This window comes from Salinifilum aidingensis (assembly GCF_054782015.1).
The window spans coordinates 122,292-143,318 of sequence record NZ_BAAGTH010000002.1 but is presented as its reverse complement, the minus strand read 5'-3'; the positions used below and the strand labels follow the sequence as shown (position 1 = coordinate 143,318).

The 21,027-nt window shown below is 72.5% G+C and carries 17 protein-coding genes; 13 read left to right on the top strand and 4 right to left on the bottom strand.

Annotated features, from left to right (window positions below):
• Nucleotides 1-80: 80 nt before the first annotated feature.
• From ACYVJE_RS03700 to ACYVJE_RS03675, 6 genes are all read left to right on the top strand, one after another.
• Nucleotides 81-2,153 (top strand): putative bifunctional diguanylate cyclase/phosphodiesterase, encoded by a 2,073-nt coding sequence (locus ACYVJE_RS03700; RefSeq protein ID WP_461143268.1) that lies wholly within the window; start codon nt 81-83, stop codon nt 2,151-2,153.
• A gap of 56 nt (nt 2,154-2,209) precedes the next feature.
• Complete coding sequence (locus ACYVJE_RS03695) at nt 2,210-2,926, top strand: GAF domain-containing protein (RefSeq protein ID WP_461143267.1); 717 nt, start codon at nt 2,210-2,212, stop codon at nt 2,924-2,926.
• 45 nt (nt 2,927-2,971) lie between these two features.
• Nucleotides 2,972-3,739, top strand: a complete 768-nt coding sequence (locus ACYVJE_RS03690; protein WP_461143266.1) for a GAF and ANTAR domain-containing protein — start codon at nt 2,972-2,974, stop codon at nt 3,737-3,739.
• Nucleotides 3,740-4,301: 562 nt separating this feature from the next.
• Complete coding sequence (locus tag ACYVJE_RS03685) at nt 4,302-4,922, top strand: transglycosylase family protein (protein ID WP_461143265.1); 621 nt, start codon at nt 4,302-4,304, stop codon at nt 4,920-4,922.
• A 621-nt stretch (nt 4,923-5,543) separates the two neighbouring features.
• Nucleotides 5,544-6,959 carry a DUF1727 domain-containing protein gene (locus ACYVJE_RS03680; RefSeq protein ID WP_461143264.1) on the top strand — a complete coding sequence of 472 codons (1,416 nt, stop codon included), beginning with the start codon at nt 5,544-5,546 and terminating at the stop codon, nt 6,957-6,959.
• A complete protein-coding gene (locus ACYVJE_RS03675; protein ID WP_459159747.1) occupies nt 6,956-7,672 on the top strand; it encodes a type 1 glutamine amidotransferase in 717 nt (238 codons plus the stop codon). The genes ACYVJE_RS03680 and ACYVJE_RS03675 overlap by 4 nt, the downstream gene beginning before the upstream one ends.
• Nucleotides 7,673-7,728: 56 nt before the next feature.
• On the opposite strand, the gene murJ is transcribed toward ACYVJE_RS03675, so the two are convergent.
• Nucleotides 7,729-9,369: a murein biosynthesis integral membrane protein MurJ gene (gene murJ / locus ACYVJE_RS03670; protein ID WP_461143263.1), complete on the bottom strand. Its 1,641-nt coding sequence runs from the start codon at nt 9,367-9,369 to the stop codon at nt 7,729-7,731.
• Between the two features lie 100 nt (nt 9,370-9,469).
• Nucleotides 9,470-9,943 (bottom strand): DoxX family protein, encoded by a 474-nt coding sequence (locus ACYVJE_RS03665; protein ID WP_461143262.1) that lies wholly within the window; start codon nt 9,941-9,943, stop codon nt 9,470-9,472.
• Between the two features lie 175 nt (nt 9,944-10,118).
• Between ACYVJE_RS03665 and ACYVJE_RS03660 the strand changes: the two genes are divergently transcribed.
• Nucleotides 10,119-10,916, top strand: a complete 798-nt coding sequence (locus ACYVJE_RS03660; protein WP_461143261.1) for an SAM-dependent methyltransferase — start codon at nt 10,119-10,121, stop codon at nt 10,914-10,916.
• 71 nt (nt 10,917-10,987) lie between these two features.
• Here ACYVJE_RS03660 and ACYVJE_RS03655 read toward each other — a convergent pair whose 3' ends face one another.
• The gene (locus ACYVJE_RS03655; protein WP_461143260.1) at nt 10,988-11,962 is read right to left on the bottom strand and encodes an aldo/keto reductase; all 975 of its coding nucleotides are present in this window, start codon (nt 11,960-11,962) and stop codon (nt 10,988-10,990) included.
• A 211-nt stretch (nt 11,963-12,173) separates the two neighbouring features.
• On the opposite strand from ACYVJE_RS03655, the gene ACYVJE_RS03650 reads away from it, so the two are divergent.
• Nucleotides 12,174-12,767: a TetR/AcrR family transcriptional regulator gene (locus tag ACYVJE_RS03650; RefSeq protein WP_461143259.1), complete on the top strand. Its 594-nt coding sequence runs from the start codon at nt 12,174-12,176 to the stop codon at nt 12,765-12,767.
• Between the two features lie 110 nt (nt 12,768-12,877).
• Here ACYVJE_RS03650 and ACYVJE_RS03645 read toward each other — a convergent pair whose 3' ends face one another.
• Complete coding sequence (locus tag ACYVJE_RS03645) at nt 12,878-14,089, bottom strand: YncE family protein (protein ID WP_461143258.1); 1,212 nt, start codon at nt 14,087-14,089, stop codon at nt 12,878-12,880.
• A 404-nt stretch (nt 14,090-14,493) separates the two neighbouring features.
• Here ACYVJE_RS03645 and ACYVJE_RS03640 point away from each other — a divergent pair, with 404 nt between their 5' ends.
• From ACYVJE_RS03640 to ACYVJE_RS03620, 5 genes are all read left to right on the top strand, one after another.
• Entirely contained in the window at nt 14,494-15,213 is a 720-nt protein-coding gene (locus ACYVJE_RS03640; protein WP_461143257.1) for a DUF2278 family protein, read from the top strand.
• Nucleotides 15,214-15,486: 273 nt separating this feature from the next.
• Nucleotides 15,487-16,338 carry a nitrilase-related carbon-nitrogen hydrolase gene (locus ACYVJE_RS03635; RefSeq protein ID WP_461143529.1) on the top strand — a complete coding sequence of 284 codons (852 nt, stop codon included), beginning with the start codon at nt 15,487-15,489 and terminating at the stop codon, nt 16,336-16,338.
• Between the two features lie 63 nt (nt 16,339-16,401).
• Entirely contained in the window at nt 16,402-17,232 is an 831-nt protein-coding gene (locus tag ACYVJE_RS03630; protein WP_461143256.1) for a DUF6282 family protein, read from the top strand.
• A 25-nt stretch (nt 17,233-17,257) separates the two neighbouring features.
• Nucleotides 17,258-20,137 carry an FAD-binding and (Fe-S)-binding domain-containing protein gene (locus tag ACYVJE_RS03625; protein WP_461143255.1) on the top strand — a complete coding sequence of 960 codons (2,880 nt, stop codon included), beginning with the start codon at nt 17,258-17,260 and terminating at the stop codon, nt 20,135-20,137.
• 5 nt (nt 20,138-20,142) lie between these two features.
• A complete protein-coding gene (locus ACYVJE_RS03620; RefSeq protein WP_461143528.1) occupies nt 20,143-21,018 on the top strand; it encodes an IclR family transcriptional regulator in 876 nt (291 codons plus the stop codon).
• Nucleotides 21,019-21,027 lie beyond the last annotated feature (9 nt).

Genomic DNA, 21,027 nt, shown 5'->3' with positions numbered 1-21,027 from the left:
AAGTCCCGCACGGACTGTGCTGTGGCGGCTACGCTGCTGCGTTCCATCTGTTCCATCGTTGATTCTGGTGAGGTGAGACCGTGCCGAACTCTGCGCCCGGGGACTCGGCGGGCTGGGTCGACCTCGCCCACCAGGTGTGGCTTCCGGACGCGGCTGTGCTGGTCAGCGCTCCGGACGGGACTGTCGTTCGTGCCAGTGAGCAGGCCGCTGCACTCGCCGGCGAGGTCGCGACCGAGCACCTCGCGGGGCGCCAGGTGAGCGAACTGCTCGTGGCCGACGGGGCGGTCTGGCGGCTGCGCGGGCGCGGGCCGGGGCAGAGCCTGGTGCGCACGACCAATTGGCCGCATCACGAGGACCCTCGACTGCGGATGACCGTGCTGCTCGACGTCTCCGACCTGGCCTCCGCGGCCGAGCACCAGTCGGTGGAGCAGCGCGCCTCCGAGGTCGAGGCCGCATCCACTGCACACGAGGACGATCTCGCGTTGCGGGAATTTCAACGCGAGGCCCGGATCGGCACGTGGCAGTGGGATTCGACCGGCGAGGTGCTCCGCCCGTCGAGCGTGCTGCGCGAACTCACCGGTCGAACGCGTGATACGCAGGTCTCGTTCGAGGACTACCTGGCCTCGGTGCACCCCGGTGATCGGGCGCGGGTGCGCCAGGCGTGGTCCGCTCTGGCCGAGCGCCACCACCCGGTGGAGGTCGAACATCGCTATGTGCGCCCGGACGGTGCGGTGCGGGTGTTCCGCGTGCGCGGCACGGCCACCCGTGGTGCCGACGGGCGGGTGGTGCTGAGCGGGACGAGCCACGACATCACCGAGCAGCGCGAAGTGGTTCCGGCCCCCGGAGGCAGTACCGACTGCGACGCGGTGACCGGATTGCCCAACCGCACCGCGGCCCGCGACCTGCTGCAGGGGTTGCTGGCCAGGAGCGGTGGCCCGGACGTGGCGGTGCTGGCCTGCCGGATCGACAACTTCAAGCGGATCATCACCTCGCTGGGCCACGACGCCGGCGAGGAACTGCTCATGGTCCTGGCCCGCCGCCTGGTCGATGGCCTGGGGCCCGGATGCACCCCGGCGCGGATCACCGGCGAGGACGAATTCGTGGTCCTCTGCGCCGATCTCGCCGCTGCGGGCGGACTGGCAGCGTTGACCGACCGGGTCTCCGGACTGGTGCGCACCCCGGCACCGATCCGTGGCCAGCTGCTGCAGGTCTCGGCCTCGATCGGCACGGCTACGCACGACAGCCCCGAACAGGGCGTCGAGGATCTCCTGCGGTTCGCCACCGCCGCGATGGGCGAGGCCCGGGACCAGGGGCTCGGTCGGGTGCAGCAGGCTGGGCCGGTGTTGATGGCCTCGGTCGATCAACAGGTCCACGTCGAGGGACAACTGCGGACCGCGCTCCGCGACGATGCGTTGCAGCTGCACTACCAGCCGATTGTCGCCATCGATGGCACGATCCTGGCCGCGGAAGCGTTGGTGCGCTGGCCGCACCCGGACCGCGGGCTGCTCACGCCGGGCGCGTTCCTGCCGGTGGCCGAGCGGGGCGGGCTGGTGCGCGAGCTCGACCACTGGGTGCTGCGCGCCGCGCTGCGCGCCGCGGCGCGCTGGCCCCTTCCGCACAGCCGACCCGCCGGCATCGCGGTGAACCTGTCCGGGCTGGTGCCCGCCGACCCCGACTTCGACGCCGTCGTGGCCGAGGCGGTGGACGCAGCCGGGCTGGACTGGGCGCGGCTGATTCTGGAACTGGTCGAGAGCGAACTGGCCGACCCCCGCCCCCAAACCCGTCACGGCATGCTGGGGATGACCCGGCGCGGGGCTCGGTTCGCCATTGATGACTTCGGCACCGGCCACTCCTCGCTGGCCCGATTCAAACACCTGCCCACCGACCTGGTCAAGATCGACCGGCAGTTCGTGGCCGGACTGGAACAGGACCGGGTGGACCGGGCCCTGACCGCATCGATCATCGACATGACCCACGCCCTGGGTCGGCGCTGCGTTGCCGAGGGTGTCGAGACCGCCGGTCAATACCAGGTGCTGGCCGAACTCGGTGTGGAGGCCTACCAAGGTTGGCTGTTCGCCCCCCCGTTGCCCGAAGCCGAGTTCACCGCGCTGCTGGCCCACGCACCGCTGCACGTGCCTCAGCGCCAGGTCTAACGCCCTTGACCAGACCCGAGGCCCACCGAGCATCCTGGAAAGCGGAGTGTGAAGCTATGAGCACCGACGGGCGCACACGGTTGCAAACACTGCTGGCGCTGACCGACCAGGACCGCACCAGCTCGATGCTGGAGCTCATTGCCACGCGCACCGTAACCGCCCTGGCTGTGTCCGGAGCCGGCATCACCGTGCTCTCGCACCTCGGCGGCGGGTCCCCGCCTCGCCGGGGGCTGGTGCATGCCACCAACACCACCAGTCACCAGCTCGACACGCTGCAGCTGACCGTCGGCGAAGGCCCCTGCCTCGAGGCCTTCCACGCGGTGGCACCGGTGCTGGTCGCGGACCTGGACGCCGACGGCGAGCGCTGGCCCGGATTTACCTCGGGCGCCCGCCAGTTGGGGGTCGCGGCCGTGTTCTCGTTCCCGCTGCTGGTCGGGGCGGTACGACTGGGCTCGCTGGATGCCTACCGCGACACCACCGGGCCGCTGAGCGAGCAGGAGCACAGCGACGCCCTGCTGCTGGCCCAAGCCGCCACCCAAGCCCTGCTGGAAGAAATCAGCGGGCACAGCGCCGAGGGGGCCCTGTGGCTGGCCGACACCCACACCGCGGTGCACGAAGCCACCGGCATGGTCGCCGCCCAACTGGCCGTGACCATGGACGTAGCCCTGCTGCGGCTGCGCGCTCACGCCTACACCCACGGCCTCCTGGTCACCGACGTCGCCGACCAGGTCACCGACCGGACCCTGCGCTTCAGCTCCGAAACCACCACCTAAAGCCCAGCACCCCGCGTGAAGCTGCGAGGAAGGAAGGCTCCTGCGATGAGCGAGGAACACGAACAGCAACTAGCCGAGGCCTTCGTGGCCCTCGCCGACACCCTCGTCGACGACTTCGACGTCCTCGACTTCCTGCACACCCTGGCCGAACACGCCGCCGAACTGCTCACCGTCTCCGCCGCCGGCGTCGTGCTCTCCGACCAGCACGGCGGGCTGGCCACCACCGCCGCCTACCCACCCGAGGTCGGCGCGGCCAACCTCGTCGTTACCCAAACCGACGACGGTCCCTGCCACGACTGCCTGCAGCACGGCACCACCGTCACCAGCGCGGACCTGGGCGCCGAGCACGAGCGCTGGCCCCACTTCGCTCCCACGGCCACCCAGCACGGCTACCGGGCGGCCTCAGCGGTGCCGATGCGGCTGCGCGGCCGGATCATCGGAGCGTTGACCCTGCTCAACCAGCACCCACAGGCCGTCGACGAGAACAGCACCCGACTCGGGCAAGCCCTGGCCGATGTCGCCACCATCAGCATCCTCCAACAACGCGCCGTCGACCGCACCGAAATGCTGTCCGAACAACTCCAAGCCACCCTCAACCACAACGTCACCCTCGCCCAAGCCCGCGGCGTCCTCGCCGAACACGGCGACCTGACCCTCACCCAGGCCCACACCCGGCTGCGCCACCACGCCCGCCATCACCAACAACGCCTGTCCGAACTCGCCCGCGAAATCGCCGACGGCACCGCCAGCCCTCACGAGCTGCTCACCACAACCCCCTCCCAGAGCACATCACCAACCCGCACACGCGGCTGATCACCTCACCAACACCACGGGCCCGCGCCCCGCAGGCGCGGGCCTGCTGCTGGGTCGCCATCTCTGTATGTCAATATCATTCGCCTCTTCAGTGAAGAGTGAAATTATCTGCGGGCGTTCCGATCACGGCACGATCACGGAACGGCTGCGAAGGCGCTGAGATCGACTCGGCTGAAGCGGCGCCGGCGATCGTTTCCACGGAGTGCGTGCGCGCTGCCGCGCTGCGTGATGCGAAAAGAAACAGGTGTGGTGGTGTGGTTCACACCTGGCAAGATCGAGTTCTTTCCGGCGCGATCTTTTTCGTCGTCTCGTGCCCAGGAAAAATGAGATCAATCGTGAGCGATCGTGCGCGTGTTTCTATGACGAGGGCCACTCGCTGAGAATTTTGGCGCGCCGCGACTCACTCCGTAGCGTGATGCCTGGCCGGTTTCCCCGAGCCGGCCGTGAGCAAAGATCCGGAAATGCGCAGCGCCGAACCCTGCCGGCGGATTTCCCACCCCCGAGATCGTGCAAGGAGCAGGGGCGAGGTCGCACTCGCAGGCGCCACTGGAGAGAAGAGACCATGCCGAACAATCGCACTACTCGCAACATCGCGCGTGTCGCCCTGACCGGTGCCGCTGTGGCCGCTCCGTTCGCCCTGACCCTGCCCGCGGCGAACGCGGCCTCGGACGCCACCTGGGACGCCGTGGCGGAGTGCGAGAGCGGCGGCGACTGGAGCATCAACACCGGTAACGGCTACTACGGCGGCCTGCAGTTCAACCAGTCCACCTGGGAGGGCTACGGCGGTACCGAGTACGCGTCGAACGCCGCCGACGCCACCCGCGAACAGCAGATCGCCGTGGCCGAGCGGGTGCTGCAGGCGCAGGGCCCCGGTGCCTGGCCCGTGTGCAGCCAGGAAGCCGGACTCACCGCCGGCGGTGGCCTGGAGAACCAGGACGTCTCCTCCGGCTCCGGGGAGGCCGAGGCCGAGACCGAGACGCAGGAGTCCGCCGAGGCCCAGTCCGCGCCCGCTGAGCAGCCCGCCCAGCAGAGCTCCGGCGACGAGCACACCGTCCAGAAGGGCGACACCCTCGGCAGCATCGCCCAGCAGTACGGCGTGAACTGGCGGGACGTGTTCGAGCAGAACCGCGAGGTGCTCGACAACCCGAACCTGATCCTGCCGGGTCAGCAGCTGGCCGTCTGATCACCGAGACGGGGCACGACCCGCCCGGTGCGCGCACCGGGCGCTCCCCGGGGACCCCGCCTGCCTCTCTCCGGCGGGGTCCCCGGCTCCGTGCCGCCGGTCCCTCATAACCGCGGCCGGCGCCACGCCGACAGCACGTCCCACAGCGTCCAGACCAGTGCCGCCAGCACGAACGCGGCCAGCACCAGCACCAGCACCACCACGGTTCCCCTCCCCCCGAAACTCGCGCTCCCGCGCTGCGCTCCGTCACCTCCGAGGTTCGGACACGACCGCGCTGATCGCCCGTCAGCGTGACCCGGCGACTCCCGCCCCGGTGGGAGACGTCCGCCTCGCGCGCCGGCATCCGCCCGGCGCACGCGCCTGCTCCCGCGGCAGTCAACATCGCAGTGTGACGCTGCTCGCCTGATCCGCCCGAAAAGCGGGAAATCCCTGCTCAGGTCGTCGTGTCCGGTCCGGCAGCGCTCCGCGCCCCCGCAGCGGTCGCCTGATCGTCGGGCTGGCACGCCCGTGTCGGGCCACACTGGCCGCAATGCGACCGCCGAACACCCGCGGTGTCCTCCGTGTCCCGGCCCGCCGGTCGCAGCAGTGCAAATGGGGACGGCTGCCCGAGGGGAGCCTCGAATGACAGACCGAGCACGGGACCGAACCTCGCGCGGCGCGCTCGGCACCGGTGCCCGGGGTGAGACCTCGCGGGAGGGCGAGCAGGCCGTGCCGAGCCCCGCGCCGCCCTCCGAACCGTCGACACCGGCCCCGTCGCGGCCGCCCGAGCAGGCGCCCGAGCACCGCGAGTGGCGCGTCGTCCCGGCGCGCCGCCGCACCGACCCGCGCACCGCGCTCGCCGTCCAGCTCGGCCGCGCCACCGCGCTGCTGTCCCGCCTGACCCGCTTCGGCAGCGGCGGCATGATCGGCGGCCGCGTGGCGCTGACCGTGCAGCCCGACCTGCTGCGGCGGTTGAGCCGCGCGCGGCGCGTGGTCATGGTCACCGGCACCAACGGCAAGACCACCACCACGCAGCTCACCGCCGAGGCGCTGCGCTCGCTGGCACCGGCCGTCAGCAACGCCACCGGGGCGAACATGCCCGACGGGCACGTGACCGCCCTGATGAGCAACCGCCGCGCCCCGTTCGCCGCGCTGGAGGTCGACGAGCTGCACCTGGCGCGGGTGACCGAGCAGATCGAACCCGCGGTGATCGTGCTGCTCAACCTCAGCCGCGACCAGCTCGACCGCGTCGGCGAGGTCCGCACCGTCGCCGCCAGCCTGCGCCGCGCCCTCGAACGCGCGCCGAACACGCGGGTCATCGCCAACCGCGACGACCCGAACATCGTGCTGGCCGTGGCCGAGCACGACGCGGTCACCTGGGTCGCCGCCGGGGTGCACTGGCGCGACGACGCGTGGAACTGCCCCCGCTGCGGCACGTTCCTCGGCGAACTCGACGAGGCGTGGGAATGCGTGTGCGGGCTGCGCCGGCCGGAAGCCGACTGGAGCGTGACCGACCGCGGCGTCGTCGGCCCCGACGGGGCCGAGCATTCGCTCGACCTGCGGCTGCCCGGACACGTCAACCGCGTCAACGCCACCTTCGCGCTGGCCGCGGGCGCGGAGCTCGGCGGTGACGAGGACGCCATGCTGGGCCGCATCCGCACCATGCACCAGGCCAGCGGCCGCTACGGCGTCGTGCGGCTGGCCGGCCGCCGCGCGCGGCTGCTGCTGGCGAAGAACCCCGCCAGCTGGCTGGAGATGCTGCACCTCGTCGCCGAGAACGACCGGCCGCTGCTGCTCGTGGTCAACAGCAGGGAAGCCGATGGGCACGACGTGTCGTGGCTGTGGGACGTCGACTTCGGCCTGCTGGCCGGCCGAACGGTGTGGGTCAGCGGTGAACGCGCCTACGACGTGGCCGTGCGGCTGCGCTACGCGGGCGTGACCTGCAACGTGGCCGGCAGCCCGCACCAGGCGCTGAGCGCCGTTCCCGGCGACGAGCCGGACGTGCTCGCCAACTACACCGCGTTCCGCGATCTGCTCGCGCACAAGGGGGCCGCATGACAGTGCGCATCGCCTTCGTCCTGCCGGACCTGCTCGGCACCTACGGTGACCGGGGCAACGTGCTGGTGCTCACGCAGCGGCTGGCCTGGCGCGGCCTCGATGCCGAGACCGTCACCGTGCACTCCTCGGCGGCCGAAGTGCCCGGCCAGTGCGACCTGTACCTGCTGGGCGGGGGGGAGGACGTGGCGCAGGTCGCCGCGGTGCGCGTGCTCACCCGCGGACCCGGGCTGCGCCACGCCGCCGAGCGCGGAGTACCCGTGCTCGGCGTCTGCGGCGGGTTCCAAGTCCTCGGCACCAGTTTCGTCACCGGCGACGGCATGCGCCACGAAGGGCTCGGCCTCGTCGACGCCAGCACCGAGCCCGGTGCCGGCCGGTCCATCGGCGAGATCACCACCGAGTGCACGCTGCCCGGGGTCGGCACGCTGACCGGTTTCGAGAACCACCTCGGCCGCACCGCACTCGGTCCGGACTCCCAACCGCTCGGACGGCTGAGCAGCGGAATCGGCAACGGCGACGGGGTCGCGGAAGGAGCGGTGCAGGGGCACGTGGTGTGCACCTACCTGCACGGCCCGGTGCTCGCGCGCAACCCGGCGCTGGCCGACCTGCTGCTGGAGTGGGCCCTCGGCGAACCGCTCGAACCGGTCGAGGAACCCGCGGAGATCGCCGCGCTGCGCGAGGAGCGGATGCACCGGCCCGCGCGGCAGCGCAAGTGAGGGAGTTCGCGGATCGGCTGGTGCAGCGGCCGAGCGCTGCGGTGCGGTCGGCGCTGCTACCCGCCGCGGCCGAGCACCGACCGCACCCGCCGCAGCACCGGCTTCAGCTCCGGCGCCCGCACCAGCGCCAGCAGCCCCAGCGCCACCGCGCCGACGACGAGCGTGTGCACCACCAGCGCCACCCACGCCTCCGGGATCGCCCCGAGGGAGGCGGTGGCGGGTCCCAGCGCCGCCATCGCGCCGAGCGAGGCGGCGCAGGCCACCACCGTCACCGCCGTCGTGCGCACCAGGCTCGGCACGATCCCCGCGGTGCGCATCCCGCCCATCCGCCGGCGCAGCCACACCTGGCCGAGCACCGCCGAGCACAGGAAGCTCACCGACATCGCCGCCGCCGCACCGATGACCACCTCCTCCGGCGGCAGCAGCACCAGGCAGGCCGCGCACAGCGCCGCCCGCACGACCACGCTGACGAGGTTGATCCACGTGGGCGTGCGGGCGTCCTTGAGCGCGTAGAACGCGCGCATCTGCAGCATGGTCACCGCGTACGGGGCGATGCCCAGCGCGGCCGCGGCCAGCGCCATGCCCAGCCGGTCGGCCGCGGCCACCCCGCTGGCGCCGAGCGAGAAGAACGCGACGCCGATCGCCGGACCGGCCACGACCATCAGCCCGCTGATCGGCACGAGCAGCAGCGAGCTCATCCGCGTTCCCAGCGACAGGTCGGCGACGAACCCGGGCGCGTCCCGGTTGGCCGCGGCCCGGCTGATCCGCGGCATGAGCGCGGTCAGCAGCGACACCCCCAGCACCCCGTAGGGCACCTGCGACAGCAGCCACGCGTAGTTGAACGTGGTCACGCTGCCCGGGGTTCCGTGCGCGGCCACCCGGATCACCGCGATCATGCCGAGCTGGCTGACCGTCGTGTAGGCCAGCACCCAGCCGCCCAGCGCGCCGAACTCGGCCAGCCGGTGGTCCCACCCCCAGCGCCACCGGTAGCGGAACCCCGTGCGGCGCAGCGCCACCGCCATGATCGAGCACTGCACGGCGATACCGCTCATCGTGCCCAGCCCGAGCACCAGCAGCTTCGGTTCGCCCATCCGCACCGGGTTCGTCGAGATCTCACCGGGCGCGGCCAGGTAGGCCGCCATCGTCAGCAGCAGCACGACGTTGTTGGCCACCGGCGCCCAGGCCGGTGTGGCGAACACCCCGCGGGTGTTGAGCACGGCCTGCAGCAGCGCCGACAGGCCGTAGAAGACGAGGCCCGGCAGCAGCAGGTAGGCGAACGCCGTGGTCAGCGCCGAGTTCGCGCGGCTGTCGGTGCCCAGGTACAGCTGCGTCAGCGCCGGGGCGAGCAGCACCGCCAGCACGGCGGTCACCAGCAGGACCACCGTGGCCATGGTGATCATCCACTGGGCGTAGGCCTCGCCGGCGCGGTCCCCGTCCCGCTGGGCGCGCACCAGCAGCGGCACGGCGATGCTGGTGAGCACCCCGCCGAGCACCAGTTCGTTGACGACGGTCGGCAGCGTGTTGGCGACGGTGTAGGAGTCGTGCACCACGCCGATGCCCAGCACCGTCGCCAGCAGCACCTTCGCCGCCAGGCCGCTGACGCGGCTGGTGGCGGTGGCCACGGCCATCGCGCTGCTCGCCCGCGCCAGCGACGGTCCCCGGGCTCGGTTCCCGGCTGTCTCGGCCTGGTCGACCACGTTCTCTCCCGGCGCGCACGGTGGACGGAGCGCTTCGACCCTGCCACGGATGACCACCGCCCGCTCGCCACCGCGCGGCGTGGTGAGCGGGAGCGCTCGGCTACCGGCCCGCTCCCGGTGGCTGGTCGCCCGCGCCGGCGCGCGGGTCGGCGCGGGCGTGCCTGTCGGCCCGCCCGCCGCGGCGGCGGAACAGGCCGTGGTCCAGCGACCACCGCCCTCCGCCGAAGCCCAGCGCCAGGGTGGCCACGCCGAGGACGAGGACCAGCTCGACCCCGTCCGGCACGAACAATCCCTGCCCCGCGTGGACGAACAGCGCCGCCCCGGCCATGTCCACCGCCACCGCGACGCCCACCAGCGGCAGCAGCAGTCCGAGGACGAGCAGCACCCCGCCGACCAGTTCCACGACCGCGGCGAACCAGGCGGCCGCGGTGGGGCTGGGCACCCCCATCCCGCGGAAGCTCTCCGCGGTTCCCGCGATTCCCCAGTCGACGAACTTCTGCCAGCCGTGCGCGATGAGCACCACGCCGATGCCCACCCGTGCGACCAGGGCGAACAGATCCCGAAGGATGTGCATGGCGGCCTCCCGCGGCGTCTCGGGGCGGGCACCATTCTCGCCGCTCGCTGCCGGTGCGGCAGTGCGCACCGCGGGTGGTGCCGCGATCGGGCGGGAACGAATCGGTCTCGGCGGCGCTGCTCGCGCACCGTTGCCGCTACGCTGTGCCGGCAGCGGAAAGACGTGGGAGGTGTTCGTGTCCGATTCGTGGGTGCCCGACGGCATCGACTTCAACCAGCCGAGCCCCGCTCGGATGTACGACTACTACCTCGGCGGCGCGCACAACTTCGAGGTCGACCGGAAGGCGGCCGAGCGCGCCATCGCCACCATGCCGTTCACCGAAACAGGAGCGCAGGTCAACCGGGCGTGGCTCGGGCGGGCCGTGCGCGACCTCGTGGCGCGGGGGGTGCGGCAGTTCCTCGACCTCGGTTCCGGGGTGCCGACGGTCGGCAACGTCCACGAGATCGCCCAGCGCGACGAGCCGAGCTGCCGCGTCGTCTACGTCGACATCGACCCGGTCGCCACGGCGCACGCCTCCCGCATGCTCGCCGGCAACCCGCTGGCCGGAGTGGTGCGGGCGGACATGTGCGATGTGGACGCCGTCCTCGACGGGGCCTCGGCCCACCTCGACTGGAACCGGCCGGTGGCGCTGCTGGTCTCGGCGGTGCTGCACTTCGTGCCGGACGAGCGCCGCCCCGGCGACGTGCTCGCGCGCTACCGGGAGCGCATGGTTCCCGGCAGCTACCTCGCCCTGTCGCACATGAGCCGCTCCGGCCTGCCGCCGGAGGAGGTCGCGCAGTTCACCGATGTCTACCGCTCCACCGCCCGGCCGGTCGTGCTGCGCGAACGCGACGAGATCGAACCGCTGCTGGCCGGTTTCACGCCGGTGGAGCCGGGACTGGTGCGCGTGCCGCTGTGGCACCCCGAGCGGGAGCCGGCGCCGGCCGACGAGGACTTCCCCGGATTCGCGGTCGTGGCGCGCAAGGACGGCTGAAGGCCCCCGGGAACGGTTGAAGGCCCGGAGCCGCGCACGGCGCTGCTCCGGGCCTTCCGGGAACGGCGGCCTCAGACCACGCCCTCGGGGGCGGCGCCTTCGATGGAGACCGCATCGGCGGTCAGCCGTTCGATCTCGGCGAGGTCGTCCGCGCTGAGGTCGATGTCGGCGGCCGCGAGGCTGTTCTCGATGTTGCGGGCGCTGCGCGCGCCGACGATCGCCACGTGCACGCCTCGCTGGGCCAGCACCCAGGCGATGGCCAACTGGCTGACGGAGTGGCCGCGGGCGGCGGCGAACTCGGACAGCCGGTCGACCACGGTGAGGTTGCGCCGCAGCTTCTCGCCCGAGAACGCCGAGGACTGCGCGCGCCAGTCCGCGTCCTCGAAGGTGGTCCCGGTGGTCATCCGGCCGGTCAGCAGCCCGCTGGCCAGCGGGCTGTAGGCGAGCACGCCGATGTCGTGCTCGCGGGTGTAGGGCAGCACCTCGTCCTCGATGCCGCGGCGGAACAGGTGGTACGGCGGCTGCAGCGTCTCCACCGGCCGCGTGCGGTCGAACTCGGCCATCTGCGTGGCGGTGTAGTTGGAGACACCGACGTGGCGGATCTTGCCCTCGTCGACGAGCTCCTGCAACGCCGCGGCGGTTTCCTCGGCCGGCGTCTGCTCGTCCGGCCAGTGCACCTGGTACAGGTCGATGTGGTCGAGCTTGAGCGCGCGCAGGCTCGACTCGACCCCGTCGCGCAGGAAGTCGCGGCGCGCGTCGCGGGGACGCTCACCGCCGGGGTTGACCCCGCCCTTGGTGGCGATGACCAGGTCGTCGCGGTTGCGGTCGAGCTCCGCGCGCAGCGCCTTGGCCAGTACTTCCTCGGACTTGCCGAAGCCGTAGGCCTGGGCGGTGTCGAAGAAGTTGACGCCGAGCTCCCGGGCGTGGCGAATGGCGGTGATCGCGCCGTCCTCGTCGAAGGACCCCCACTCGCCGCCGAGTTGCCAGGTACCGAAGGCGATCCGGGAGACCTCCAGTCCGGTCCTGCCCAGGGTGATGGTCCGCATGCGTGTCTCCTCCGCGGGGTGATCGATGCAGTGCTCCGGTTCCGCCGGAGGGTTCCCCGCTGGTGCTCCGTCCAACCGCGCGGTCGGCGGGCGAACGGAGTCTCCGGCGGCGCGTTCAGAGTAGCAACTGCAACACCTCTGTTGCAGGTAAGGGTTAATTCAGCACGATCGTGTACAATTCGACATTCCCGGAGCGGAAACGAGGTGCCCGATGGTGCGTGCGGACGCGGAGCGGACCGCGCAGGCGGTGCTGGAGGCGGCCGAGCGCGTCCTCAGCGCCGATCCCACCGCCACGATGGAGCGCATCGCCGAAGCCGCCGGGGTCGCCCGCACCACGGTGCACCGCCGCTTCGCCAGCCGCGAGGCGCTCGTCGACGCGATGGTCGGCTGGGCCGCCCGCCGCTTCTCCGGGGCCGTCGACGCCGCGCGGCCCGAGAGCGCACCACCCCTCGTCGCGCTGTACCAGGTGACCGTCAACCTCCTCGAGGTCAAGATCGGTTGGGGCTACGCCGTGGAGCGGATGGACGCCTCGAGCGATCCGGAGGTGCAGCGGCTCCGCGACGAGGTGCAGCGCCGGTGCGGCGCGCTGTTCCAGCGCGCCCGGCAGGCCGGTGTGCTGCGCGCGGACTGCGAACGTGACTGGACGCGCCGGGCGTACTTCGCGCTGCTGCGCGAGGCCGCGGACGAGGGGCGGCACGGCGGCGACGTCGACGCGCTGTCCACCCGCGTCGTCGACACCCTGCTGCGCGGGCTGGGCACCGACGGGCTGGGGACCGGCGGGCCGGGCACCGACGGACCGGGGTGAGCCGCGCTCGCCGGTGCGGCCCCGGTGCCGCAGCGGCGAGCGCGGCGCCCCGCGCCACCCACCTGCTGCGCCCTCCGGCAGGGCGCCGGAGGGCGGCGGAGGGGATCCGGCTACCGGATGCTGCTGGTGTGGCCCAAGGAGTACCGACCGGGCTGGGGCACGTAGGTCAACCCGTGCGGGCCGTTGCCCACGGGGATGCGCTCGATCAGCTCACCGGTGGCGGTGTCGAGGACGTAGACCTCGCTGTCGTAGCGCCCCGTGAGCCACAGCTGCGAACCGTCGGTGGACAGCGCGCCCATGTCCGGGCTGGCGCTGCCCGGGATCTGCCACTTGTCGATCTCCTCGCGCGAGTTCGCGGCGAGGACGCTGACGCTGCCCTCGCCGCGGTTGGTCACGAACATCCGCTTCGCATCCCGGGAGAAGTAGATCCCGTGCGCTCCCGATCCGGTCGGGATGAAGTCGCGGTACTGCATGGCGTCACCGCTGAAGCGGTAGATGCCGCCCGCGACCATGTCGGCGACGTAGAAGGTCTTCCCGTCCGGCGACAGCCGGGTGTCCTGCGGTTTGCCGCCCGCCGTGACCGGCAGGTCGAACTGCTTGATCACCCGGCGGTTCGCGACGTCGAGCGTGATCATCCTGTTGGCGAACTCGCAGGCGATCAGGGCGCGCTTGCCGTCGGCGGTGAAGTCCATGTGGTTCACGCCGCCGCACTCGGGGACGGGCAGGCTGCCCTGCTTCTGCCAGGTCTTCGGGTCGTAGAAGTCGAGGCGCTTGTAGGCCTCCGCGACGACGACGGCCGACTTCCCGTCCGGGGTGAAGTACAGGTTGTACGGGTCCTGCACCGGGATCGGATCTCCCGGTTCGCCCGTCTTCGGGTCGATGGGCGTCAGCGACCCGCCGGGCACCTTGTCGGCCGCGGCGTAGAGCGTGCGCATGTCGTAGGAGGGAACCACGTGCTGGGGTTCGTCCCCGGCGGGGAACGTGTTGATGACCTCGAACGTCTTCGGGTCGATGACCGAGACGGTGTCGTCGCGGCTGTTCGGCACGTACACGAGCTCCCGGGCCGCGCGCATCGGTTCGCTGAGCTGGTCGGCCCGCGTCGTGGAGGCGTAGATGTTCCCCGGGTCCTCGTTCGGCGGCATGCCCGGCAACCGCGAAGCGGCCTCCTCGCCCGGGGAGTGCGCGCCCTGGTCGGAGTGCTCGTCGCCGGGGGCGGAGAGCTGACCGTGCTCGCTGTTGAGGACTGGTTCGCCGGCGCATCCCGCCAGCACCGAGGTGGTCGTCAGAATTCCCGCGCACAGGCTCAAGATCTTCGTCCGCACGGCGCAAACGCTATCTCCGCGCAGGACTGCGGGCAGCGGAGCGCGCGCCTGCGCCGGCGCGGCGAGGATCTCGCCGGGGACCGCTTGCCGCGATGCGGGGATGCAGGAGCGGCGGGCGCTCGCACGAAGCGTGACGGCCCGTCGTCCCCGCCGGGTGCGGGCGGGCCTCGATCGTGGGGCGTCCACACCATCGAGTAGTTCACCGCCGTGATCGTCGCGCGCGGAGCGCTGAAACCCCCGTGAACGCCACCGCGCGCACGGATGACGACGGGCGGGCGGGCGGGTCAAATGATCACCAGAGGTGTTGCCTCCCGCGGTCGAGCACGTCCACTGTGTTCGGGGCAATTGATCGAAGCGACGCCCCGGCTCGCAGGGGGCGTGCGACGGGGGAGGAGCGAGGCGCCATGCCGCTGCAGTCGTACGGGGTCCTGACGGCCCGAGTCGTGGACACGCGCCGCGAGGGCGGTTCCGATGACACGCCGCACTACCAGATCCACCTCACCGACGACGCGGGAACGCACTACCGCGCCGCCGTCAACGTCAAGTCGGCGCAGCCGCCGTGGGAGTTGCTGTACTTCGCCGCCGACGACTTCCGGCACCCGCTGACCGCGCACCTGCCCGAGGCGGGGTCGGGGTGGAACGCCCTGCCGTCGCAACCGGACGGGGCGAGCTTGGACTACGTCCGCGCGGACCTGGTGCGGCGGGAGCAGATGCGGCCCGTGCCGGCCGAGGCCGACGGCCCCGGCAACGACCTGGCCGACTTCCTGGACCACCACGTGCACCGCGCGAAGCAGGACCCCTCGGCGCACGCCTACGTGTTCGGCGAGCCCTGGGGGCCCGAGGAGGAGCCGGACGAGGTGTTCGGGTTCCAGCCGGGCAACGGGGTGCACAGCGTGCACATGAACCAGGGCAACAGCGAGGAGTACCGCGACGACAACGGCGTGTGGCAGGACGGCGGGCTGCTGCTGCACTTCGCCGGCGAGGACCGCTGGGTGGCCATCTTCCTCGCGTTCCAGAGCCAGGCGTGGCGCACCGACGACGAGACCGGGCACCCCCTCGAAGGAGCGGGCGCGCGATCGGAGGCGGAGGAGAGCCCGGCGGAAGGATCGACGGTCGTCTCCTGACCTCTCCGGCCGCTGCTGGTCCGAACGGCGCGAGCCCGCCGGGAGCACCGCGAGTGCTGTTCCCGGCGGGCTCGCTGCTGCTCGGGCGGGTGCTGCGGTCCGGGGCGCGGCAGCGGCACCGGAGCACCCGCCCCCGCGGGCCACCGCCGGCGGGGACGCGCCCTCGCGCGGTTGTCCGCTCGGCAACCGCGCTTGCCGCTGAGCGCCCGTGCGACTAGAACTGCCGCTCGCGGGCGCCGCGTGGCGCCGCGGCAGCGGAGCGGAGGGATGTCGATGCGGGTGGCGTGGGCCCAGACCAACTGCGTGCTCGGTGATGTGCAGGCCAACCTCGACGAGGCGCACCGGATGGTGCGGAGGGCGGCGGCCGAGGACGCCGACCTGGTGGTGTTCCCCGAGCTGAGCCTGCACGGTTACGCCCTCGGGCGCGTGCCCGGTGATCGCTCGGTGGACATGGCCGACGAGCGGCTCGCGGACCTCTCCCGGTACGGCCCGGACGTGCTCCTCGGTGCCCACGAGAGCGGTGGTGTGCGGAGGTTCAACGCGGCGGGCTACTTCACCGGCGGCGCACTGCTGCACAACCACCGCAAGCTGTACCTGGTCAACTACCTCGACTGGGAGGAGCGCAAGCACGCCGCCCCGGGGCGGAGCCTGCGGGCCTACGACACCCCGCACGGCCGCATGGCCACGTTGATCTGCAACGACGCCTGGCAGCCCCCGCTGCCGTGGTTGGCCGCGCAGGACGGTGCCGAGGTGCTGCTGGTCCCGACGAACAGCGCCACCCCCTTGGCGTCGCCCGGCGCGGAGGTCGAGGACGGCGCCGTCGACACGGTGGCGTACTGGCGGGAGCTCGTGCTGTTCATCGCGCGGATGCAGCAGTGCTGGGTGGTCTTCGTCAATCGGGTGGGCGAGGAGAACGGCGTGTCGTTCTGGGGCGGTTCCCGCGTGGTCGCGCCGTGGGGAGAGGTGGTGGCCGAGGCGCCCCTGCGCGAACCTGATCTGACCACAGTGGACATCGACGTTGCCCGGGCGCGCCGCTGCCGGCGCGAGCTGCCCCTGCTGCAGGAAGCGCGGTGCGGACTCGTCGCGCGGGAGGCCCGGCGGCTGGCCGACGAGGGCGCCGAGTGATCCGTGTTGCTGGCTCGGCAACGAGCGTTGCGCGGCGGTGCCGGCGAGGTCAGTGTGGGAGGCGTGTTCGACCTGCATGTGCACGCAGCCCCGGACGTGACCGAGCGGCGCACCGATGACCGGCAGACGGTGGCTTCCTACGCCGCGGCGGGTTTCGACGGTTGTGTCCTAAAAGGACACTACGAGTCGACGGTCGGTCGCGCCGCGGCTGCGGGAAGCGGGCAGCCGCTGCGGGTGTACGGCGGTGTGGCCCTGAACCAGCACGTGGGCGGGATCAACCCCACCGCCGTGGCGGCGTGCCTGAGAGCCGGCGGGCGAGTGGTGTGGATGCCCACGGCCGATGCGCACACGCAGCGCACCGCGGAGTTGCCGCGGCTGTGCTGCTCGGTGCCGGACCTGCCGACGCGCACGTACGCGATCCCACCGGTGGACTGGTCGGTCGCCGAGGACGTGCGCGCGATCTGCCGGTTCGTCGCCGACGCCGACGCCGTGCTCGCCACCGGGCACATCAGCACCCCGGAAGTGCGGTGGTTGCTGGACGCGGCGGGCGAGAGCGGCGTGCGCCGGCTGCTGCTCACCCACCCCTCCTACACCGTTCCGGCCATGAGCGCGGCCGAGGCGGCCGAGTTCGCCGACCGGGGCGGATTCGTCGAGATCACCACGTTCCAACTGTTGCACCAACCGGGATGCACTCCCGAAGGGCTGGCCGCGTTCGCCGACGCGGTCGGCCTCGAGCGCGTGGTCCTCTCCTCGGACGCGGGGCAGCCGGACTCACCGGAGCCGCCCGAGGCGCTGACCGCGCTCGTCGACGTGCTGGCCCGTCAGGGGCTCGACAGGGGGCAGTTGCTCGCGTGCGCCGGTGACGCGCCCGCGTCCCTCGTCGAGCCGGTGTGACCCCCGTTCCACCACCAGGAGAACCATGGAGAAGGGGACAGGTGCGTCCTCGTTCGCGGACCGGTTGCGCCGCGCGGTCCGCGGCACCGTCGCGTTCGACGCGGCCACGCGGGCGCTGTACACGACCGACGCCTCCAACTACCGCAGCGCTCCGGACGCCGTGGTGCTCCCCCGCGACACCGAGGACGTGGTCGCGGCCGTGGCCGCCTGCCACGAGTTCGGCGTGCCGATCGTCGCCCGCGGCGGTGGCACGAGCGTCGCGGGAAATTCCTTCGGCGGCGGCGTGCTGATCGACACCTCGCGGCACCTCACGGCGATCGGCGAGGTCGATCCGCGCACCCGCACGGTGCGGGTCGAGCCCGGCGCCGTCCTCGACGACGTGCGGGCCGCCGCCCGCGCGCACGGTCTGACCTTCGGGCCCGACCCCTCCACGCACGACCGGTGCACGATCGGCGGGATGATCGGCAACAACGCCTGCGGGTCGCACTCGGTCGCCTGGGGCACCACCGCCGACAACGTCGAGTCGCTCGAGGTGCTGCTGCCGGACGGCACGCGCATGACGCTCGGGCCGGCCTCGGCCGAGCGGATCGAGGAGCTCGCGGGTCGCCCGGACCGCGCGGGGCAGGTGTACGCGCGACTGCGGGACCTGGCGGACCGGAACCTGGCGCGACTGCGCACCGAACTGCCCGCGCTGTCCCGCCGGGTCTCCGGTTACGCGCTGGACCAGCTGCTACCGGAGAACCGCTGCAACGCCGCCCGCGCGCTGACCGGCAGCGAGGGCAGCTGCGTGCTGGTCCTCGGGGCCACCCTGCGGCTCGTGCCGGAACCGGACGCGCGCGTGCTCGCGGTGATCGGTTACCCCGACGCGCCCGCCGCGGGCGACGCGGTGCCCGAGCTGCTGCGGCACCGCCCGTTGGCGGTGGAGGGCATCGACCAGCACCTGGTGCAGGCCTGGCGCGCCGCGCACGGGGAACCCGTGCCGCTGCCCGAGGGCCGCGCCTGGCTGTTCGTCGAGCTGGCCGGCGGGGATCCCGGCGAAGCCGAGGCCGCCGGCCGTGCGGTGCTGGATGCGCTGGGCGAGCCCGAACGCGCCCGCCTGGTCACCGACCCGGCCGAGCAGCGCGGTCTGTGGCGCATCAGGGAGGAGGGCGCGGGGATCGCGACCCGCCTGCCGGACGGTTCGGAGGCCTGGCCCGGTCTGGAGGACGCCGCGGTGCCTCCCCGCAACCTCGGCGGCTACCTCCGCGCCTTCGACGAGCTGATGAGCTCCTACGGCTACCGGGGCGTGGTCTACGGGCACTTCGGCGAGGGGTGCCTGCACGTGCGCATCGGCTTCGACCTGCTCACCGACAGCGGTGCTGAGCACTTCCGGGCGTTCATGAGCGACGCCGCCGACCTGGTCGCCTCCCACGGCGGATCGTTGTCCGGTGAGCACGGTGACGGCCGGTCCCGCTCCGAACTGCTCCCCCGCATGTACCCGCGGGAGCTGATCGAGGCCTTCGCCGAGTTCAAGGCGATCTTCGACCCGGCCGGGTTGATGAACCCCGGTGTGCTCGTGCGACCGGCGGCGCTCGACGAGGACCTGCGGCCGCCGACGACGCTGCGCGGCGGCAGCGGCGGCAGCGGCGTGCTGTTCTCCTACCCGCACGACGACGGCGATTTCACCCGCGCCGTGCGCCGGTGCGTCGGTGTCGGGAAGTGCCGGCGCGACGACGGCCCCGGCGTGATGTGCCCGAGCTTCCAGGTCACCGGGGAGGAGCGGCATTCCACCCGCGGGCGCGCGCACCTGCTGTCGGAGATGCTCACCGGCGAGCTCGTCACCGACGGGTGGCGCAGCCAGGAGGTGCGCGAGGCGCTGGACCTGTGCCTGTCGTGCAAGGGCTGCCGGACCGATTGCCCGACCGGTGTGGACATGGCCACGTACAAGGCGGAGTTCCTGCAGCACCACTACGCCCGCCGCCTCCGGCCGGCCGCGCACTACTCGATGGGCTGGCTGCCGCTGTGGTCGCGCCTCGCGCGGGCGGCGCCGCGGGTGGTCAACGCGGCCACCGGGAACCCGGCTCTGGCTCGAGCGCTCAAGCGCGCCGGCGGCATCGCACCGCAGCGGGACATCCCCGCTTTCGCCGAGCGGAGCTTCACCGCCTGGTTCGCCCGCCGCGCCGGTGCCGGCGGGGCCGAGCGACCTCCCGTGGTGCTCTGGCCCGACACGTTCAACAACTTCTTCACCCCGGAGGTCGGGCGAGCGGCCGTGGCCGTGCTCGAGGACGCGGGCTTTCGCGTGCTGCTGCCGCGCGGCCCGGTCTGCTGCGGGCTGACCTGGGTTTCGACGGGACAGCTCCACCTCGCCCGGAAGGTCATGCGGCGGGCCGTGGCGGCGCTCGCGCCCCTGCAGGGCCTGCCGATCGTGGGGCTGGAACCGAGCTGCACGGCAGCGCTGCGCACCGATCTCGTCGAGCTCTTCGGCGGCGAGCAGGCCGCGGGGATCGCCCGCCGCGTTCACACGTTGGCGGAGTTCCTCGACGCGGCCGCGCCCGACTGGTCCCCGCCGGGCGTGCACCGCTCGGCGATCACGCAGGTGCACTGCCACCAGCACGCGGTGCTCGGGTTCGACTCCGAGCGGTCGCTGATGCGGCGCGCCGGTATCGGCGAGGAGAGGCTGGAATCGGGCTGCTGCGGGCTGGCCGGGAACTTCGGCTTCGAACGCGGTCACTACGAGGTTTCGCAGGCGTGCGCGGAGCGGGCGCTGCTGCCCGCGGTGCGCGAGGCCTCGCCCGAGGTGCTCGTCCTGGCCGACGGCTTCTCCTGCCGCACGCAGATCGGCCAGGGGACGCGGCGGCGCGCGTCGCACCTGGTCGAAGTGCTGTCCGCGGGCTTGGCGCCCGGCGACGGCGGCGCGGAGGCGTGATCGAGATGTTGCTGTACCGGCAACCACCGTTGTCCCCCGCGCCGGCGAGCGCCACGATTTCCGCCATGGCAGCGGAGGCGACGTCCAGTGTTCACCGCGCGGTGGCGATCCTGTCCGTCCTCGGATCGGCGGAGGCCACCGAGCGCGGCGGGTTCGGCGTGGTGGAGATCGCGCGCCGGGTGGGCAGGGAGAAGACGCAGATCTCCCGCGCCCTGCGCGAGCTCGAGGACAGCGGCATGGTCGAGCGCGACCCCGAGACCATGGGCTACCGGCTCGGTTGGCGGCTGTTCAGCATGGCCGTCAACGTCGGGCGGCAGCGCCTGCTGGCGGAGGCACCGCGAGTGCTGCGCCGGCTGGTCGCGGCCAGCAAGGAGCGCGCGCACCTGACGGTGCTCGACGGCGACGGCGCGCTGACGCTGTTGTCGGAAAGCCCCGTGCGGGCCGTGCAGACCGCGGGCTGGGTGGGCCGCGTGACCCCGCTGCACATCACCTCCTCCGGTCGCGCCCTGCTGTTCGACCACGGTGACGACGAGGTCGAACTGCTCCTCGCGGAGGCCTCGTTCGACGGTGCGGGGCCCGGCGCTCCGCGCGACGTCGCCGAACTGCTGGAGCGGCTGAACCGGGCCCGGGCACGCGGGTACGCCCTCGTGGACGAGGAGTTCGAGGAGGGACTCGTCGCCGCGGCCGCGCCGATCCGCGATTTCCGCGGGCGGGTGATCGCCGCGCTCAACATCTCCGCACCCAAGTTCCGACTGCGGCGGGAACTGGACAAGGCGGGCCGGATCGTGTGCGCCGCCGCCGGCCAGGTCTCCAAGGCGATGGCGGGCGAGGAACCGCTGCCGTCGGTGCCGGACGCGCCGGCCGAACCAGGTCGGCCCTGACACAGTTGC

Coding starts and splice junctions, on each gene's coding strand:
- ACYVJE_RS03695 (WP_461143267.1), top strand. CDS start 2,210: ATGAGCACCGACGGGCGCACACGGTTGCAAACACTGCTGGCGCTGACC.
- ACYVJE_RS03690 (WP_461143266.1), top strand. CDS start 2,972: ATGAGCGAGGAACACGAACAGCAACTAGCCGAGGCCTTCGTGGCCCTC.
- ACYVJE_RS03685 (WP_461143265.1), top strand. CDS start 4,302: ATGCCGAACAATCGCACTACTCGCAACATCGCGCGTGTCGCCCTGACC.
- ACYVJE_RS03680 (WP_461143264.1), top strand. CDS start 5,544: ATGACAGACCGAGCACGGGACCGAACCTCGCGCGGCGCGCTCGGCACC.
- ACYVJE_RS03675 (WP_459159747.1), top strand. CDS start 6,956: ATGACAGTGCGCATCGCCTTCGTCCTGCCGGACCTGCTCGGCACCTAC.
- ACYVJE_RS03665 (WP_461143262.1), bottom strand. CDS start 9,943: ATGCACATCCTTCGGGATCTGTTCGCCCTGGTCGCACGGGTGGGCATC.
- ACYVJE_RS03655 (WP_461143260.1), bottom strand. CDS start 11,962: ATGCGGACCATCACCCTGGGCAGGACCGGACTGGAGGTCTCCCGGATC.
- ACYVJE_RS03650 (WP_461143259.1), top strand. CDS start 12,174: ATGGTGCGTGCGGACGCGGAGCGGACCGCGCAGGCGGTGCTGGAGGCG.
- ACYVJE_RS03640 (WP_461143257.1), top strand. CDS start 14,494: ATGCCGCTGCAGTCGTACGGGGTCCTGACGGCCCGAGTCGTGGACACG.
- ACYVJE_RS03635 (WP_461143529.1), top strand. CDS start 15,487: ATGCGGGTGGCGTGGGCCCAGACCAACTGCGTGCTCGGTGATGTGCAG.
- ACYVJE_RS03625 (WP_461143255.1), top strand. CDS start 17,258: ATGGAGAAGGGGACAGGTGCGTCCTCGTTCGCGGACCGGTTGCGCCGC.
- ACYVJE_RS03620 (WP_461143528.1), top strand. CDS start 20,143: ATGTTGCTGTACCGGCAACCACCGTTGTCCCCCGCGCCGGCGAGCGCC.